Origin of the sequence: Mucilaginibacter ximonensis, from assembly GCF_042686265.1 — a bacterium.
Taxonomy (GTDB): Bacteria; Bacteroidota; Bacteroidia; order Sphingobacteriales; family Sphingobacteriaceae; genus Mucilaginibacter; species Mucilaginibacter ximonensis.
Genome location: NZ_JBHUPD010000001.1, coordinates 1,286,558 through 1,305,566 on the forward strand (window position 1 = coordinate 1,286,558; position 19,009 = coordinate 1,305,566).

Below are 19,009 nucleotides of genomic sequence, written 5' to 3' on the forward strand. Positions count from 1 at the left end.
GATGAGCAATTTAGTCAGTATGAACAATATGGGCATTGTCGTGGAGAACCTCGATAAGGCCATTCAATTCTTTGAAGCCATAGGCCTGAAACTCGAAGGCCGCATGAACGTCGCCGGCCCCTGGGCAGGCAAAGTCACCGGCCTCGGCGACCAAAACGTCGAAATCGCCATGCTTGTCACCCCCGACGGGCATAGCCGCCTCGAACTCTCCCGCTTTATCGAACCCGAAGTCATTAGTGATCATCGGATGGCACCGGTAAATGCGTTGGGATATTTGCGGGTGATGTTCCAGGTGACGGAGATTGATGAACTAGTCAATCACTTAATTGAGCAGCATGGCGCGGAACTGGTTGGTGAAATAGTGCAGTATGAAAATATTTATAGGTTGTGTTATATCCGTGGTGTGGAGGGTATTTTAGTTGGCCTGGCAGAACAATTGAGTAAGTAAATCACTTAATCATTAGTTCCTTCTTTTCGGAAGTCAACTGATAGTTGTGGCGGATATTTTTGATTAAACAGGTCCATGCCGGGTATATCGTCGTATCGTTCATTGAGCTTTTGCCTTAATCCAAACAATCTTTTTTCTGCGGTGTCAACCAATTGGCTAAAAGTGGTGATGCGTATCTTGCCCAATTCGACGTTGTTATCATTTTTAACCGTCGCGATAGGTGTTATTTTCTCGGAGAATTGATCACCTACGACAAAGGCTTCCACGTAAGGCGACCCGATCAATGCGCCACAGTTCACAAAATCTTCCACATAACCCTGGGCTTGGTTTCTTTCCGCGCGGGTAAGTTTAAACGCCCCTCTTTTGAGTTCGATAATCAGCACTTTATTGACCGTGGCGAGATTTGATTCCGTATCAAAAACTTCCGTTCCTGTAATCGATGCTGTGGCATCGTTTAGTAATACGATATCCGGTCTTTGTTTATAGTTATTAAAGCTTTTAGTGCTTATCCTTTTCTTAAACACAGTCTCTACTGCTGAGTGCAATTGTCTGTTAGAAGCGTATTCGGCAGACTCAAATTCGGGGCCGAACAGCCATCGCGCATCCGTAACCAAAGGATGCAACACATGAAGCTCATCCACATTTTCGTCTTTAGACAACTTGCGGATCGCTTCAATTACTGATAGCCGATTATGAATTTCATCTAATACAATTAGAGCATCTTTGATGGACCATTTATCCAGCAAACTTTTCAGACCGTCGATGTCTGCGTCGGAAAGCTTCGCCAATTTCACCAATAGTTCCTTTCCGCTACGCGTTTTTTCAAGATTAATAACCGCTTCTACCGCTATACTTAACGACTCTGGCCTTGCGGTCGGATGAGATAGCGATATCGCTTCAATGACTTCGCTGATTTCGTATCTTCCCAATGGTGAAAGACTGTCGATCTCTCGTTTAAAATCGTTGGCGACCTGTTGTTTGGTTTCCTCGATATTCTCCATGGCGATCTCGGCAAACATTTTATTGACGTATTCCGCTACTGCTTTATACACTTTATCCATGGTGGCGACCCTTTTAAACCCGGTCCAATCCTCATAAACATAATCAGCCAGGTCATTGGTTTGAATAACCACCGTATATCTTTTGGCGAAAGTTGTACGGCCATCCACCACGGCTTCGAAGCCCAAAATCCAGGAAGGTTCGCCTACCAATCGGTTACTTTGCCAAAATGCAATTCCCTGATGAACGGTCGATCTGGATGATCTTAAAGAATCAATAAAGTGGGCGGTTAACTTAATGTTGTCAATAACCAATTCGGTAGTATCAATAAGCCCAGAGTGTTCCTCCAGTTGAACCGTTTGCTTATTGATCGAAACCACAAAATTCGGATCATGAAGAAACCGGGCAGAAATTATCTTTAATATCTTTTCTGCTTTAGGAAGATTTTTAGTGACCAGAACCTCCAGTCGGGTACCCGTAGTGGTTGCTTTGCTAAAACTCGCCTCTTTTATGACAAAGGGTTGCTCTTCATTTAAAGTCGTCACTACAAATTTAGACGCTTTACCGTCATGGTTGGTGATGACCGTGTACTCATTCCCAAAACAAAGCAAACCATGCCTACCCACACCATTACGACCATAGGCCAGGCGTTTGCCAGTCACCCCTGGCGGAAACAAAACATTTTTACCCTGGTGTTTCAACCGGTTATAGCCGAGTTTCATCCAGCGCTGCTCAAACTGGTCCTTTGAAAGACCAGTACCATTATCTGATACCACTAATTTTTGATGAAAGTCCTCCGGAATAAATATTTCAACCTGGGTGGCTCCCGCGTCCCAAGCATTTGCTACTAATTCGGTCAATGCTATGTCTGCATTATGCACCAAAGCACCCATGGTTCTTACCAAATAGCCTTCTTCGAATAACGACCCAGTAATGTAGCTTGCTTTTTTTGCCATGGATAATTGGTTAAGTCCGAACAAATGTAATAAGTGCGGTGCTAAATTTACTAATTATTTTAGTTTCAGAAAAAAATGTTCAGGGTATTTCCGATCATTTTAAAAAGAAGTTGTAATGGGTGCCATAGGCACCCATTTAATAATGATCAATAGTTAACGAATCGTTGTGTGGCGTCTAGCAAACCAGCAATGACGTCGGCCAGAGAATTCTCATCATTAGCCACAGATAGCTGACTTTCATAGAAGGTAACGGCACGACGTTCATCAGGATTGAGTTTCCATTTCAACACTTTATCAATGGCTCTGAACAAATAGTTTTTGATTTTGATGACTTGTTTGGGATAGTCTCTGGGTTTGCCATAATAGCCACAGTCAATGTCATTCAATAGCCGGAAGACGGAATTGTCAATTCCTCGGCTAAAGTCCCGTTCGGCGCGATGTGCGCGTTTCATGAATGCTTCGTACCGGTAAGAGTCCGAATAGCTTTTTTGATTTGTTGTCATTTTAAAAAAATTAAGGGTTAATAAATATTTGTTAAAGTATATTTTCTGCTTTGCGTGGTAAACGACAAAGCGTGCACAAGCTATAAATGAAGGCGGTTGTAATAAAGGACAGCCTTTTTCAGCCTTTGCGCACAGAAAAATAATGGGGCTGTTTTGTCTAATAAAGGACACGGTGTTTTATATTTGGTGATGGACTTGCCTGATCACGATGGTTTACCGGTGCATTTGCTGGCGGGGTGTTTTAATAATACCTCGGCGACGTATAAGTTTTACTGGTTCCTGGCTTTGCTGGAGCGGGTGGAACTGGGTCAAAGGGAAATACCGAAGCGAAATTTGTTTGCGGCGATGATCGCGCATGCCTGGTATACGGTGAATTATTTTAAAGTATCTTTTGGAAAACAAGACAAACTCCAAGAAGCGATTAACCAGATCAAAAATTTAGAGCAGCTGACGATAGATGCGGATAGGTCATTTATATTCAAACAGTTAGCCAGCACGAACAATAAAACAACTTTACGTGAATTACGCTATTTTAACAGCGAAGTACCCCATCGTTTTTTAAGTCCGTGGTTTCGCGCTGCTGATGCCAAAGCAGCTTACGCTGCCTCACAGCGATTTGAAAATCAAAGTATCTACGCGCTATACGCTGACCATATCGAGATCAATCCGGCTTGGATAAACTACTTGCAGCGCCACGCCCGTATTCTGAAAAACTTTTGCTACTGGAACCTTGCGGTCTACCTGCAAGCCAAAAACCCAAACGTACCGGATATCCCCAACAAACTTATTAAACTACCAGTACGCAAAGCGCTGACCGAACAACGCAAATTCTGGGACATCGTTCTTGGTGAATTGGGTAGTGTGGATTGTATCTATACCAATAAACGCCTGACGATTGGTGATTATGCGGTAGAGCACTTCCTCCCCTACGCCTTCGTTTCTCATGACCTCATGTGGAACTTGATCCCAGCCGACCGGTCTTTTAATAGTTCCAAAAGCGACAAGCTACCACCATTGGAAACCTATTTTGAACCCTATTTCAACTTACAGCGATCCGCTTTAGAAGTGGTACAACAGGTTGCACCCAAACATAAATTTCTGGAGGACTATTTAACGATTGTACCCCACCTCAGTTTATTTGAACATCAACGGGTATTGGAACAATTACAACCATTGGCGACTATCGCCAGGAATAACGGATTTGAAATTTTGATGCCGTATGACCGTATCTAAGCTTTTTAAAATCATCCGTTTTATCTTGCTGTTGATCTCGGTCATTGGGATCTGGTATTTGGTGAGGGATTGGTTGAGGAAAAGGGCTTTTCACAAAGATATTGCTGCTATACTGGATCAGGTTAGGGTGGCCAATAGTGAATTTTCGGGCTTGACAGGGTTTGAGCGGTATTTCGCTAATTGGGATGAGCAGAGGTTTTTAAACGCTTATCATGTGACGCGTGAGGCTATTGTGGTGGATTATGCGGAGATGGGATTGGTGGAAACGGAGGTTGAGGATTTAAGATTGTTTTGTGAGAATTTTGATGGTTGTGCGGTGAAGCGGAGGGATTATAATGATGAGTTTGTCAGGCGCGAACAGGTAAAGTATGCGGATTTTTTTGCGGGGTTGGAGGCTTATCCCCTTTCGGCGGATCAGACGGAGGCGATCATTCGGGATGAGAATAATAATTTGGTGCTGGCGGGTGCGGGGACGGGAAAGACGACGACTATTTCGGGTAAGGTGGCGTATTTACTGGAGAAGGGAATTGCTAAGCCGGAGGAGTTGTTGATCATTTCTTTTACCAATAATGCCGCTAAGGAAATGCAGGAACGTTGTAAGCGGTTTTGTGGGCCAATTAATTTGCAGGTGCGTACTTTTAATAGTTTTGGTTTCCTGGTTTGTAGAAGTTGTTCTAATCAGGAGATTACGGTAGCTTTTGACGATAACGAACAGGCTAAATTATTTCTGCAGGAAAAATTTAATGAATTGCTGCGGAGTGATACGGATTTCCAGCGAAAAGCGGTTAATTATCTGGCGTTCTTTAACCGGCCGCAAAAAGACGAATCGGAGTTTGCGACGAAAAATGATTACTTGAATTATGAACAGGGCTTTAAGAACATCACGCTTGACGGTAAAACAGTAAAAAGCCAGCAGGAACTCCAAATTGCCAATTTCTTTTGCCTGTTTAATATCAATTATGAGTATGAAAAGCATTATCCGCTGGAAGAAGAAGACCGCAATCCGACGTTCGGTGCTTATCAGCCAGACTTTTATTTAACCGACTATAAAATCTGGCATGAACATTACGGGATTGACCGCAATGGTGATGTCGCTAAGGGGATAAAGCGAGAGCAATATCATGCCGGTATGACCTGGAAAGAACAAATCCACAGCAAATACCAAACAAAACTGATCAAGTCCTATGGCTATGAAGCCTCGGAAGGAACCCTGATCCGTAACCTGAAACAAAGATTATTGGACGAGGGCGTAGCAATGCGGGAACGCAGTTCGGAGGAACTACTGGAATTGATCGAGCAATCACCCGATTACGAAGACTTTATCAACCTGATCCAAGTCTTTTTGACCCTCATGAAGTCCTGCGGCAAATCACCAGAACAATTAGTAACCTTCAAAGCCGATAAACGCTTCCGCGTTTTCCTGGACCTGATCGAACCGCTATATAACGCTTATGAACAGCACGTGGCCAGCATTCCTGCCGTAGACTTTAACGACATGATCAACCATGCCGCCCAGCATTTCAGAAACGGCGCCTTTAAAAAGCCCTATAAATATATCCTGGTCGACGAGTTCCAGGACATGTCGCTGGGCCGTTACGAACTCATTAAAGCCATTCGCAGCCAAAACCCCGGTACCAAACTATATGCCGTAGGTGACGACTGGCAATCCATCTTCCGCTTTACCGGCAGCGATCTGTCCATTATCACCCAGTTTGAAAAACATTTTGGCGTGACCAGCCAAACCGCGATACTCAAAACCTACCGTTTCAACGACCAGATCCTGCAAACCAGCAGCAACTTTATACAGCAAAACCCCGCCCAGCTCAAAAAACAATTGGCCGCTCAAACCCCTACCCCAGACGGCCACACGAGCTTTGAATTCGTCAAATTCAAAACCGGCATCGAGCGCCAAAATTGCCTGACCGAAATTCTTGAAAAAATCCATACCGCCCAACCCGGTGCCAGCGTATTCCTGATCGGCCGCTACAAAGTCAACAAGCCAAAAGCCTTAAAACACCCCGGCCTCAACCTCCAGTTCTTCACCGCCCACGCCGTCAAAGGCATGACCTGCGACTACGCCATCCTGCTCGACCTCAACGCCGGCCAACTCGGCTTCCCCTCAGAAATGGCCGACGACCCCATGCTGAACTACCTGCTCCAGGAAGGCGACAACTTTGAAAACGCCGAAGAACGCCGCGTCTTCTACGTCGCCCTAACCCGCGCACGCCATAAAAACTACCTGCTCTACCACGAGCCCCAACCCAGCAAATTCATCACCGAACTCCAAGCCACCGACAACAGCACCCCCAAATGCCCCGAATGCAGCGGCCCCATGACCAAACGAATGGGCCACAGCGAATTCTACGGCTGCCTGCACTACCCGAAATGCACCGGAAAAGTCGCTATAACTCAACTAGAGCAGACTCTAAAATAATTAGTGTTACTACGGCAATAATTTAGGTATCTTCCTCCTCCCCTCGTACGGATTTACGTATGGTAGCCAAATGATAATTGATATTGATAAATAGATGATATAGTTTGGTATTAGTACCATGCAGTGTCATTCCGTGTTTGATGCCTGCATGATCCCCTTGCAATGGTAAGGCGTTCATTGACCCATTTAATTTATAACCATCAGGGAATTCTATGAAAGTCGCTAATATTTCTCCATATTTCTCCCAAGCGCTAAGGAAATTTTCAGATTTGCCTTTGTAATAGATGAGTAAATAAAAGAGCTGTCTGGAAGGGTCATAGTTAAATATTTTGAGATTGTGCGACTGCGTTTCCAATGAATTTTTCCCTTCCAAAATTAGCGCCTCGCCAATTGCAAATCGCCTGTGGGAACTTGTTAGAATCCCAAGGTCAATCTCTCCGGGATTCGGCTTTGCGTTTTTTTGACCGTCCTCAGTATCTGAATAACCACCTCGTAAATTGGCTGCGTACCACTTATAATTAACCAGCCTGCCATTTAAAGAGAGTAGGATAAGGTCGGTGAACTTATCCTCATAATCGATATTTGGCAAGACATTGACAAGATCCAGCATATCTTTCGCAGCTTGTGCTAACTCATTTAACAAAAAAGTCGGAAGATCCCGTCCGCTGTTTACAGCAGGTGGTATTACTTGGATCAGCTCTTCTGGGGCTAAACGGAATATGCGGTCATATTGCAGCATTAAAAAATCGATCGTTTCTGGGTTATTGGCAATACGTTCAAGTTCATTGATAAAATCCGGATAATTGCCGTCGGCCAATACGTGGTACTTTTTGGCGTCAGCTAATAACTCCTCCGCGGTGTATTGCATTTTTCGTTTTAATAATTCTCCCAGCCGGATGCTCAGAAAATCAGGCCGCATCTTGGTTTCTGCATCAACCTCTGCATAGGTGTTGTCGAAAGCATCATGATCATTCAAGAGTTCCGCAGCATGCAACAGATCATACCATACATTTTCCTGAATGTCAGGCCATTTTTTCTTGTCTGCAGACCTACCCTCGAAATCCTTCCATTGTGTCAGTGCCTCTTGGGTCAAAGCTTTTTGGATTTTTAAATCTTTAGTATCATTTGCCCACTGTAACTTCGCTGCAAATCGGTTAAGTGCCAGTACGGGTCTGTCTTCCGACGCTCTCGATATGAGCTGATCAAAAATCTCATAAGCGCTCTTTCCGTCTTCGGTACGTAGCGACAATAAAGCCCGGTAAAAATCTTTCTCATCCTCAGCATTGAAGGTTTGACCATTATAGCTGGTGATTTCCGGTGCAGGCATATCGTTGATTGCAGACAAATCTTTCTTTTGATAAGCCAGTAAGAGTTGCATCCTGAACAGGAATACTGTATTTTCATGACGAGTGTAGGTGTGATTTTGTGCGACCTTTTTCGTATGCGCCAATGCATCTTCTGCGATTTGCAACAAATCGTTGTGTTGCGTTAATATCGAAACAACGAATTGACTGTCCTGAAACGAAAGTTGTCCAAGTATCGTTTGAAAATCATCGCGCCCGGTAATGGATCTGAGCAACCTTGATCGTTCTTTTTCACTGATAACGCGATCCAGCATTTTCAGCGACCTAACGAACTGGTCCGCTTGTGTCAGCGCCAAAATGATACTTTCCCGATGTTCGTTTGTAAATCTATTACTAATGGAACCGATTAATGGCAGTAATTCCTTATTCTCAGAAAGGCCTGACCATCTTTCCAGACTCTCGTGAAAGATATCGAATCGCCTTGCGCCAGGATCAGCAACACAATAACGTATAACAAAATCATGTATAGTAGATTCAAGCTTCGTCATTACCTGTCCGACTGGTTGTCCTGACCTTTCCAAGTATTGGCGTTTACGAAACAAATCGTTGAAGCCGTCGATCAGCACAAACAAATGTGTTCGTAGTTTTTGGGCAATAAACCGGTTTTTTTCATCATAAATACCGGGAACTGCGCTAAAGACCAAACCACTTGGCCTTAAAAACGCGTCTAATTCAAAAGCACGCTCCAAATGCAAAAAAGCATCAGCCCAACTGATCAATGAAATGTTTCTGCGGTACTCCTGCCATAAAGGGATTCCCAATTTCATACCGTCCTTAAAATCCCGTTGCAAGATCTCGGTGGTATTGATTGTCGTGAGGTAGGTGTCTTTAAAATAGCTAATCAGTGTTTGCTGAAGCTCTAGCTGATTTTCACTGACTTCATCACCTTGCTGTGTTGCAAGAAATTCCAACAACCATAGGGCGATATCAAGTTGAGGGACAGGCAGGCTGAGTGAACCATTTAGGTGCTTATCAGACGGCCGATAATTGATCAGGAGATGTACGAGATCGTCGAGAATAACCGGAAGGTACAGTGGCCGGATTTTCTTTGCGCCACTATAATGTTGCCCGGGAAGGGCGGCATCTACAATTTGGGATCGAAATGTCTGATCTAGTTCATTCAACTGGCGTCGATTGGGTACTGACCCTAATTTCTTGTTGGCTGAACGCTCCAGGCATTGAAAAAGTACCAGGGCTTTATCACCGTTTTCGACTTGATAAGCTTGCGTCATCGCGTCAATAATCAACCGGGTTAAGTCAGTCATCAAAGAAATCCAGATCCGATCATCGGTATCAGCAGCATAAGACGTTAATCTTATTTTAGACAATAAAATAAAATATAAGGATGCGGTCGCCAAGTTTTTTGCCAAAATGGGAATAAGCTCCGGTCGATGCCAACGAACAGTAAAACAGGTATAAAGGAATATATAGGGCTGTTCTTTCGCCTGGGCAAATAGTTCTTCGGCCATCTTATAGGTGTTGTCCTGCGAACCATTGATAAGCTGATAAATAAAATATTTGATTGCGTGCCGGCTTTCTTGTTTAAGAAGGACGTCATCCAGTTCGCCTTGGAACACGGCAGAAAAATTATTATAGATATCGTATAGACTGGTCAGTGTGGGGTCACATTTGACGTAAGATTCTGCTCCAAGTAGCAGGAATATGTCCCCTCTGCCGTAGCGTGTATCACTTCTTAATTTATAAATTTCACGTTCTCCAGCCGTCAAATCAGGATCAGACATTATTAATGCCTGCGCAGCTGTTAAAAACCGGGAGGCTTGTTCTGCTGAAAAGAAGTTCTTAATATTTACATACCCTTGATGATAGACGGTTAGAAAATACCATTGGCGAAGGCGTGCCTGATCGGTTTCGAAGTCATCTGAATCCAACAGCTTCTGCCAAACGATTGCGCCACATTTATCCTGTATGGCCTCGTGACGCCAGCCACCCTCATACTTTATTTTGAGGTGGAAAAACTGCCCTGATTGATCGGGCTTGAACATCCCGGCAGTTACAAGCAAGTCTAATGCAGGTGTATGTGAAAAAAAAGCAGCATGGCGGGTATGAATGTTGGCCAGATCCGTGTATCCAATTTTCAATTCGTTGTCACCTAACAGCGTCATCAACCTACTTAAAAAATCAAACTCCATTGTATGATTCAATAAAAACCGATCGAGGTCCAGCCGGAGTACCTCTACTTTTTCCTTATTTAAATGCCAAAATAAATTCTTGGTTTCATTTAATGTTCGGCCGACAAGACTGTCCTTACCGCCCGCCAGTTGTAACAGATCATCTTCTGTTTTGATGGCTTTGACCTGCTCCACGCTCAGATTTTCAAAGAACGTGAGTTCGTTAGTAAAGGGTAAAATTTTTCGATATTGAGAACACGCATGCCAAATCATTGAAGGAATCTGAGCCTGATCCATTACAACACGTATCCAGTCCTTTTCCAAAAGGCTCGGCAAGTCAATTTCGAGGTTATGCTCTTTTCCGTAAGTTTCGGTCAACTCCGTTAGTCGGCGTCTACTGATGATCGCATCATTTTTAAAATGACTTTGAAATAAGACCTCAGCCAAAAAATAAGATGCCCCCCATTCATTATCCGGTTTCAAATCGTATTCACAGGCGTTAACCGGTCGGTCTTTATGCTCTTTGTAAAGAGTGATCCGATCGTGAAGTTGGTTCGCAAAATCATGTATGCTCATTGGTTCAGGATATTTAAGATTTACAAATATAGGCGTGTTATCCTGCCGCCCGATATTTGTTTTATAGCTTAGTTATTGCTTGGGTAACTCGTATTGAAAATTGTTATCTTCGGACATGCACGAGCCAATCGCAGACCAAGATATCAGAATGGAGAATGTTATTCTCAATTATTTGAGCATGGAAACCAGTTATGCACTCTTAATCAATGGCAAACGTGGTATAGGTAAGACATTTTTCATCAAGGAGAAAATTATTCCGCAAATTAAGAAGTTAGCGACTTTGCATGATCCGCAAAAGAAATATAAGCCAATTTATATTTCCTTGTACGGATTGAAGAATATAGAGGACGTCTATAAAGCGATGGCTATTGAATTTATGACCTGGCTGAAACAAAAGGGCATTAAGGTCGCCCCAGCTATGAGTAAGATCGTAGCACGGGGAATGCTTAATCTTAAAATTGGTGATGCAATGGAATCTAAGTTAGCTGAACTCCCTTCGAAAAGCCAGCATGCTATGGATACCAAAGACTTTGTAATTATACTCGATGACCTGGATCGGATTTCTGATTCTTTAGGAATAAATGAAGTGATAGGCTTTGTCAACTCGTTGGTTGAGCATGACAATAATAAAATCATGGTTATTGCTGACGAAGAACACCTGAACAGTAGCCAAGCTTATTTGGCGGTAAGAGAGAAAACGATTGGTACGGTTATCGAATATTCTGCCACATTCATTACCAACTTTCAATCTATAATTGACAGCAAGTATAAAAAGCGGCACCCTTTATTCTATCAATACTTGTTATTGCTTAAAGATGATTTATTATACTGGTTCCAGTCAACCAGTACGGAAAATCTCCGGACATTGATTTACTTCCTGGAACACTTTTACGAAGTGTTTAAAAAGGTCGAAGTACCATTGGCGTTAACAACAGTCGACTTGGAAAGCTTAAGTTTTAGAAAACTAAGGGCCATATTACATTTTTCAGCTGCCATAAGTATTGAATTCAAAAAGGGAGAAATCAGTTATAAGCACACCAAAGGCATCGATGACATGCGTGCCATCGGTGAGGTTTTAATGGGTAAGCAGCTAAAGGAGATGTTCGCCGATCACCAGCGATCTTCTCAACTAGATAATGAACAAAAACTACCGCCAAACTACCGCGACAAATTTCTTGCAAACTTCTACAGTCATCAGGAATATCAGTTCTACCAAGCACTTTATAATTTCATTACCGGTGGTAATGACCTCGATACTGCTGATTTGCTGGCTCAACTGAAAAAGAATTTTGACGATCGCATTTTTACGCCCAGTGAGCAGGATCAAGTTTACAATCAATTGAGCGATCCGCAGGTGCTCGATCTCCCCGACGTTGAATATATGCGATTGACCGATCAAATGTTGCACTTTGCCTATGTAGGAGAATATCCATTAGACCGTTACATATCTGTCTTGTTTTATGCAATGCGTTACCCTGAAATCATTGAATATGAAATAAACGAAACCGTGGACAAATTGATAGCCGGCGTTCAGGGATCTTCAGCCAAATTTAAATACATTGACCACTTAAGTCATAGTTTTGGATTTAAGGAAAACAATCCCCATTACCAAGTCTATTTAAAACTACACCGCGCCTTGAACGAGGTTAATAACGGTATTGACAAAGCCCGTTTAGAGAATATCCGAGCTGATACGCTGAAGGAGTTCATTGAAAAGCCAGAGCAATTTTACAACAAAATTCAAAGCTACTACGACTATGATATGCCCATGCTGGCCTATTGGAATTTCGATCGTTTTTATACGCATTTTCAAACGTTGAAAACTTCCGAGCTTCCCCGTTTTCGCCGTTTATTAAAAGGTCGCTTCGGAGAGGTGTTGATCAAAGAAAGAATGGAATATTATTTCCTCGAAAATCTCTATGATAAAGTCACCAAAATAGATGACAAGGTACCCACCATGCGGGAAATCGAATTTAAATCACTGGCGACCTTGTTACAAGACATACTGACCCGTAACCACGCGTTAAAGGAGACTAAATAAGATCGCCTTCTGTAACGCTCAGCGTTTCGATTTTTCCTATTTTACTCGCTGACGCGGTTTCCAGACAGTTGATTACGATAAAATAAAAGTGTTTATTGTTATAGCTTAATACCGGTGGAAAACGGTGGTTTGCGTCGGGAAATTCAAAACTGATCTCTGCCTCATCCATATTGAAAATAACCAAATACCCGAAGTCTTTATTATAGTCCCCTGTATATTTTACGATTTGAGCAAACCCCTCCTTAATGCGGTTTTTTCCATAGTTTTTAGCCTTATCGACTATTTTTACTTCAATCACTATCGGATTGTCGGTATGTATTTCACCAACAATATCCGTTCGACCTGAGGTCGATTTTGGTGTCGAGAAGGGATAATCTATACCCTGATCGAATAAATAAAGCCTGAGGTCATCTTCAAAAATCTGTTCGTAGTTGGCGGTGGCAGCGTAATACAATGTGCTCAATTTTTTTTTCATGAACCACTCTGTACGCATTTTATATTTTTCTAACAGATAAATGGTGGAATTGCTATTATCCAGTTTGTCGTGTAGATAATAAATAAATGGAGTGATTAGCTGTTCAATGATATTATTTTGCGTTTCGTTACCACTGCCATGAAACATCATCAATAAATTTAAACTCTCATAGCCATTCTCTTTAATAAGATATTTAAGAAATTGATATCCAAAGGCAGCATGTTGTGCATCATTCTCGAAGCTGAGGTCATCGCCTTGTTCCAGGCCTTGCTCTATTTCTTGTAGCGCATCATCATTATACTGGTATTTTGTGCTCAATTCAGCCAGCATTCCCGCTAAAAGTTTTTCTTGCTCAATCTTGGCTAAGAAATATTTCATTTGTGCGCCAAACTGTCCAAAAGATGCACGTGCCAAGCGATTCTTCCACTCCTGAATGTTTGCGCGTAGATTATGTGTGAGGTACATAGGTTATTTTATTTTCTTTAAAATCTTATTAAGTTCATTCATCGCTGTATCGATCTGTTTTTTGCCTGCATCCACGGAAGCGTCTGCATCGTTCAACTGAATTTGCTGCTTACAATTGTGACACCAAACCAGGCTTTCCAAACGTATCTCAAGCATCAAAACAACATCCGGATAACTACAAGCCGGGCATTCCAGGTCAATCCAAATTTCATCAATATTAAACATATATTATCTATAGTTGACCAGCTGAAAGTCAATCAGCTGCCCGTCTTTTGAGAAACGATAATCGAAGCGGTTAAGTCTCAAAACAACATCACCAGTGCCATCGCCGCTTATGACCTGGTAGCGGCCAAAATTGAGTTCCTGAAAACTTTTCATGGTTATCGGATAACCATAATGTGTCACTCGGATCATATGTAAATTGACCAATCCATTTTCATAGGTATGCAAAGGAATGAATTCATTACCGAAAGCTGCCGGTATTGCACCCCACGCTTCACACTGCATATTGACTTCCTTTTGTAATTGAAAATCGTTGCCTGCACGATATTTGTAAGCGCCTTTTGAAATACGGTCGTAAACAGTTTTGTTTACTTTTTGCAGGTGCTTGGCCCAGTGTGAAAATCCATCATCATATTGAAAATTTGTCAGTAAACCGTTTGTAAAATATAAGTAAGTCTTGATCTTACTGGAGTAAAACATACCATTGCGGGAAAGATTAGACATATTCAACACCTTAGAAAGAAATTCAACAGACATCGACTCAGCTTCAATGCCAGCCTCCAGGACATCCTTTATTTTCATGCTTTCATAATGTTTGGTCACCGAAAAATCGCCCATAACTTTTTTCACATCGCGCTCGCTAATAAATGTCGCTTTCTTATCCGTCAACATAAACACGATATTGCGCGTGAATACCTCCATTGCAATATTTGATACCGTACTTTTTCTGTCGGTAGTGAAAATAATTTCTATTTGGCTGGTATCATAACCAAAATGCCACATTAATTCGTTAAGGGATGCATTATCGGGCACATCTGTTGCTTCCCTGTAACCACCTTTTTCGCTAGGAACAAATACTCCGCTTGTTTTTCTTCCAAAAATCGACATGCTAACTCAGGGTTTTAGGTAAGTTTTGAACTTGATTATTGACAAAATCATGCACCCTGTTAAGTTCAGCTGTGGTAAATTTGACGCCGAACAACCGCTCAAAATGACCAAGTTGTTGACTGATGTTGTCACTATTCTGAAATAGTTCCCAAATATTAGTTAGGCCTTTAAAACGATTAATCACTTTACGGTCCTGGAACCATTCCCAGGAATGAGTGATGACTTTACCCGCTATTTTTGCTATATTCAATTCTTTGAAAATATCTTTAGTATCTCCGGTTTTGATAATACTATTGGCACTTTTATCCGCATCCACATTTTGGAAAACATCTAAGTGCTGATAGAAAAGCCGGTGGGCCTGATTAGCATACTTCTTAGCGAACGCGTCCCAGAAACTGGTAAATTCTTTGTAAGCTTCTAATTGTTCTTTTATAGTCGGGGAAGCATAAATCTGTTCCTCGAATTTTACAAACCGGTCCCGAAGCTCCTGAAAATCCGCTCTGAGCTGAGTCAGTTTACTCGGAATATCATATAAGTCATTTACCTGACTGAGTAAAATATTGGTAAAGGGCGGGATGGGCATATATTGTAACCCAATGCTTTTTACTAAGTCGTCTACTTGTATCTTATGCAGCGCCGCCAATTTTTCCAAGGCGTCAATGGAATATGGTACCGGTCTGAGCCGGTTCACTTGCTGGCCATACAAATTAATCGGCAAAGTAGTTTGAATGCTCGATGTGTTTGATACGCTGATCAAATTAGCTATAAGATCGTAGGTGTTACTCTGTACCTCTGAAACGATAAATTCACTATCCCCGAATTTTGAAGTGACTAGCGGCAGTTTATCTGGTAAGTTGTCTACATTACTCATCGAAAAATAATCATTCCTGAGCGTTTGGCCGTATTCAGCAATAAAGTCTTGTTCCGCTTCTTTTCTGGTTTTACCGATCGTTTCCTCGCGGTAAATCACTTTGCCCGGTAGGTCCAGCACGCCACTCACAAACTTAAGGCCCGTTTCACGCACCACTAAGTTTAAAATCGGCCGGCCGTTGGGAAAGATCGCCCCGGCAGTCAAATTAAGATGGTTTAACTCATCCAGCGAAGTATAAAACTCTGAACACGCCATAAACGACTCTACGAACGTATTTAATGAGAAAATAAACTCCGGCGTTGGCTTGCCATAGCCGCCGATACAATAGTCTAATTCGTCCAGCAGATTTAAACTAATATATGCACTATTATAATTAACAGAATCTTGGATAAGGTTGTCCATAAACAAATTTACGGTTTAGTTAGCTTATTCCAATTACCAAGTAAAACACTGATAACTAAACTAAAACTGTCTATCTTTAATGATTGTAATAATAATCCTATGATCGACCTGAACCAATTAATTGATGATCGTAATCGCCCGCTTTGGAATACACTGAATCAGCATTTCAAAATCGATATTCAGTCTTCAGTTAATAATGAATATCACTGTTACTCCATTAATGACACCGCAACAATTTACGTTGTACCATATGATTTAAGTGCCGATTCTTTTACCCACGAACTCCTTCATGTCTACTTACGATATAGGCGTGTTTTTATGGGGGCAGCCTTTACCAACACAGTTAATAGCAGTACCACTTTAAAACGTTTACTAAACGTAAGGTTGGTTGAGCATGTGGGCAATTGCTTAGATCATATCAAAATGCATGAACAATATGAAGTCATGGGCTTCGACCCGGCCAAATTCATTCTAGATTTTACACTTCATAAATGTAGTAGTTCCGAGCTCCGCGACCTGCGAAAATATTATAAGCAAAACGGAATGTACAATAGCCAGGCGATTAGCCTTTATTTCGGTAAATTCTTCGCCATGTGTGCTGATTTTAATCCCGCTTTCGATTATGAAAAATGCTTCGAAGCGCTGGATAAGCTTGATCCGCAATTATTTGCAATTCTTGACCAACTGGTGAGTGATTGGGAAGGATTTGATATCGAAGATGATGATATATTGCGCTCTGATTATCATACGATGCTTACTAATTTCTACGAAAGCATGAAGCGCTGGATGACCGGTAAAAAATTTCATTTTGCCGAGGATTAGCACCAGAATAAATACTATGATTTATATTTAGAAATATATGGCAGAGCAAACAAAAATGTATGAGTCTTTTGAGGATATGCTGAATGCCGGGCAAATCATGCATAAATTTCAAACGATCCATAATGTGCTCCGAAAAGATTACATGGAGTTGTTGCGATTAACGGAAGAGCATCGTGCTTCTAAAGTAAGTTTTGACGCGCTTTACCGAGCTAGTCTCCGTAGTTTATTTTCACTGATAGAAGCCGATATTTCCGGTCTGAATGCTTTAGACGGTTATCCAGGTTATGATGATCGCAAGCATCAGCTGATCCCAAAATTCAAAAAGACGTTCAAACAAATTGCAAAAACCTGGAATAAAGAAGCCATTCAACAACAGTATTTTTCGGCAAAAATTTCGGCGTTACTGCTATTAAAAACAAAACGCGACGAATTGGTTCATCCTAAAGAACATGTTCACCTTCATGAAGCTAGTCCGGAAGATTTTACGCAACTAAAAAAGGTGTTTGAAGACTACGATAGTTTTATCAATGAATTAATGAACGGTTTTTTCATCGGTACGAAGATCAAAGTAGATTGGGGGAACCGTGGCTAAAGTATTTGACCCAATACCGCCTCAGGTACTTGAAGCGATTTGTCGCGGGATCGGCGATATTGGCCAAGGTTTGTCCGGCACGGATATCAATAAATATTTACAGGACTGTAGAATCGAAAACCCTACGCCGGATATCACTAAATGGAAGCGCCTTTACAATGCATTTGATAAAAAGCAGCATGGCACCGGTAATGCAAACGATATTCTGCGTTTCGTGCAATTGGCGGTACACCCGTCTCGTTATATCAATTTTGGAGCGGATTATTTTACCGGCATTGTAGCTAACCTAAATCAACCTTTTTCGTTCGTAGGTTTAGAATTAGGCGTTGATGGAAAATTCAGGAATGTCATAGCCTCAAAAACGATCAGCGATGCACAAAAGCGGGCTAATACTTTATTACAGAAATTACAGGCACGCGAAGTTCATGCTGATATTTACAGATACTGTACAGCCGAATTACTAACTGAAAATTATTTCCATGCTGTTTTTGAAACCACAAAAGGAGTTGCAGATCGCTTACGGTATTTGTCTGATCGAACAACCGATGGCGCACCGTTGGTGAGCGAAGTTTTCGCTTCTTCCAACCCTATATTAATCATCAACAATTTCACAACAGAAACTGACATTAGTGAACATAAGGGATTTGCGAATTTACTGATCGGCTTCTTCGGTATGTTCAGAAACACTACCGCGCACATTCCAAAAACAAGTTGGGTCATGACCGAGCAAGATGCCTTGGAAATTATGACCATTGCTTCGTTATGTCATAGAAAGCTGGACCGATCTCACAAAATCAGATAAACAGCTCAGTAGACTTTTTTGATGATACTCATTGCTTCATCAAAGGCTTCTTTGACCGTACTAAATTCTTTTTTAAAGAAATAGAATACCGCAATCTGATATTGGGGTAATTCCAGAAATATGAATTCGTCAATGGTATGAAAGAAATGAAACCCTTTATTCGTGGTTTTGAAGACAACCAGTGAATTGACATGATCATATTTTCCGGCAACGGATAATCGCTTTAAGGATCGCCGGATTGCGGATAACACCTGAAATGGGGTGTAGTCTTTATTAGGTAAAAGCATATATAAAGGAAAATCCATTAAATAATCAATTTTACCAGCTTCCTTCGACACTTTAAAACGGCGAGTTATATTATAAATCTGGAACTTGTAATCAATCAGCTCCAGCCAACGAATGATTTCTTGTATCTCTTCCCACTCAAACGGATTGGCGCTCACGTCTCTATTCGTAAATAGGTTTTGTATAAGTCGCTCCAGATCATTGAGCAAATCAGAATTGCACTGCTGGCATGCAGGAATAGTGGCTTTATTATAAGTTTGATCCAGCCCATTTAGTGTTATCGTAAAGAAAGCCTTGGTATCTTTAGCAAAAATCCATCTGGGTATGATGTGTTCCTTGGTTATCAATTGTCCATTTCCACAAAACATGCAAATCAAATCTTTTGACGGCGTAACCGCTTTGTCGTTTTCACGCCAGATGTAATTCCGGTCAATATAGTCCATTACGATTTTAACGTTCTGCCGGACGGTCTTCCGAAAGTGCTGGGACTTGCTGGCCATAA

15 protein-coding genes are annotated in these 19,009 nt (G+C 41.8%); 7 read left to right on the plus strand and 8 right to left on the minus strand.

The window, feature by feature from the left end:
* The first annotated feature begins 1 nt into the window (after position 1).
* Positions 2-448 carry a VOC family protein gene (locus ACFS5N_RS05785; protein ID WP_377183171.1) on the plus strand — a complete coding sequence of 149 codons (447 nt, stop codon included), beginning with the start codon at positions 2-4 and terminating at the stop codon, positions 446-448.
* A 5-nt stretch (positions 449-453) separates the two neighbouring features.
* Here ACFS5N_RS05785 and ACFS5N_RS05790 read toward each other — a convergent pair whose 3' ends face one another.
* A complete protein-coding gene (locus ACFS5N_RS05790; RefSeq protein WP_377183173.1) occupies positions 454-2,403 on the minus strand; it encodes an ATP-binding protein in 1,950 nt (649 codons plus the stop codon).
* Between the two features lie 146 nt (positions 2,404-2,549).
* Positions 2,550-3,077: a hypothetical protein gene (locus ACFS5N_RS05795; RefSeq protein ID WP_377183175.1), complete on the minus strand. Its 528-nt coding sequence runs from the start codon at positions 3,075-3,077 to the stop codon at positions 2,550-2,552.
* An 18-nt stretch (positions 3,078-3,095) separates the two neighbouring features.
* Here ACFS5N_RS05795 and ACFS5N_RS05800 point away from each other — a divergent pair, with 18 nt between their 5' ends.
* Entirely contained in the window at positions 3,096-4,139 is a 1,044-nt protein-coding gene (locus ACFS5N_RS05800; protein ID WP_377183177.1) for an HNH endonuclease domain-containing protein, read from the plus strand.
* A complete protein-coding gene (locus ACFS5N_RS05805) occupies positions 4,126-6,573 on the plus strand; it encodes a UvrD-helicase domain-containing protein (RefSeq protein WP_377183179.1) in 2,448 nt (815 codons plus the stop codon). The genes ACFS5N_RS05800 and ACFS5N_RS05805 overlap by 14 nt, the downstream gene beginning before the upstream one ends.
* A gap of 22 nt (positions 6,574-6,595) precedes the next feature.
* On the opposite strand, the gene ACFS5N_RS05810 is transcribed toward ACFS5N_RS05805, so the two are convergent.
* Positions 6,596-10,642 (minus strand): hypothetical protein, encoded by a 4,047-nt coding sequence (locus ACFS5N_RS05810; RefSeq protein WP_377183181.1) that lies wholly within the window; start codon positions 10,640-10,642, stop codon positions 6,596-6,598.
* A 148-nt stretch (positions 10,643-10,790) separates the two neighbouring features.
* Here ACFS5N_RS05810 and ACFS5N_RS05815 point away from each other — a divergent pair, with 148 nt between their 5' ends.
* Positions 10,791-12,683: a P-loop NTPase fold protein gene (locus ACFS5N_RS05815; protein ID WP_377183183.1), complete on the plus strand. Its 1,893-nt coding sequence runs from the start codon at positions 10,791-10,793 to the stop codon at positions 12,681-12,683.
* On the opposite strand, the gene ACFS5N_RS05820 is transcribed toward ACFS5N_RS05815, so the two are convergent.
* Genes ACFS5N_RS05820 through ACFS5N_RS05835 form a run of 4 tightly spaced genes read right to left on the minus strand, consistent with a single transcriptional unit; the run spans position 12,676 to position 16,006 of the window.
* Positions 12,676-13,623: a hypothetical protein gene (locus ACFS5N_RS05820; protein WP_377183185.1), complete on the minus strand. Its 948-nt coding sequence runs from the start codon at positions 13,621-13,623 to the stop codon at positions 12,676-12,678. The two genes, ACFS5N_RS05815 and ACFS5N_RS05820, sit on opposite strands and share 8 nt — an antisense overlap.
* Positions 13,624-13,626: 3 nt before the next feature.
* A complete protein-coding gene (locus ACFS5N_RS05825) occupies positions 13,627-13,848 on the minus strand; it encodes a hypothetical protein (RefSeq protein ID WP_377183187.1) in 222 nt (73 codons plus the stop codon).
* Positions 13,849-13,851: 3 nt separating this feature from the next.
* Positions 13,852-14,733: a hypothetical protein gene (locus ACFS5N_RS05830; RefSeq protein ID WP_377183189.1), complete on the minus strand. Its 882-nt coding sequence runs from the start codon at positions 14,731-14,733 to the stop codon at positions 13,852-13,854.
* Position 14,734: 1 nt separating this feature from the next.
* A complete protein-coding gene (locus ACFS5N_RS05835) occupies positions 14,735-16,006 on the minus strand; it encodes a hypothetical protein (RefSeq protein ID WP_377183191.1) in 1,272 nt (423 codons plus the stop codon).
* A gap of 99 nt (positions 16,007-16,105) precedes the next feature.
* Between ACFS5N_RS05835 and ACFS5N_RS05840 the strand changes: the two genes are divergently transcribed.
* Genes ACFS5N_RS05840 through ACFS5N_RS05850 form a run of 3 tightly spaced genes read left to right on the plus strand, consistent with a single transcriptional unit; the run spans position 16,106 to position 18,222 of the window.
* Positions 16,106-16,828 carry a hypothetical protein gene (locus ACFS5N_RS05840; protein ID WP_377183193.1) on the plus strand — a complete coding sequence of 241 codons (723 nt, stop codon included), beginning with the start codon at positions 16,106-16,108 and terminating at the stop codon, positions 16,826-16,828.
* 37 nt (positions 16,829-16,865) lie between these two features.
* Positions 16,866-17,420: a hypothetical protein gene (locus ACFS5N_RS05845; protein WP_377183195.1), complete on the plus strand. Its 555-nt coding sequence runs from the start codon at positions 16,866-16,868 to the stop codon at positions 17,418-17,420.
* Positions 17,413-18,222 (plus strand): TIGR02391 family protein, encoded by an 810-nt coding sequence (locus ACFS5N_RS05850; protein WP_377183197.1) that lies wholly within the window; start codon positions 17,413-17,415, stop codon positions 18,220-18,222. Before ACFS5N_RS05845 ends, ACFS5N_RS05850 begins: the two co-directional genes overlap by 8 nt.
* A 5-nt stretch (positions 18,223-18,227) precedes the next feature.
* On the opposite strand, the gene ACFS5N_RS05855 is transcribed toward ACFS5N_RS05850, so the two are convergent.
* Positions 18,228-18,950 (minus strand): hypothetical protein, encoded by a 723-nt coding sequence (locus tag ACFS5N_RS05855; protein WP_377183199.1) that lies wholly within the window; start codon positions 18,948-18,950, stop codon positions 18,228-18,230.
* Positions 18,951-19,009 lie beyond the last annotated feature (59 nt).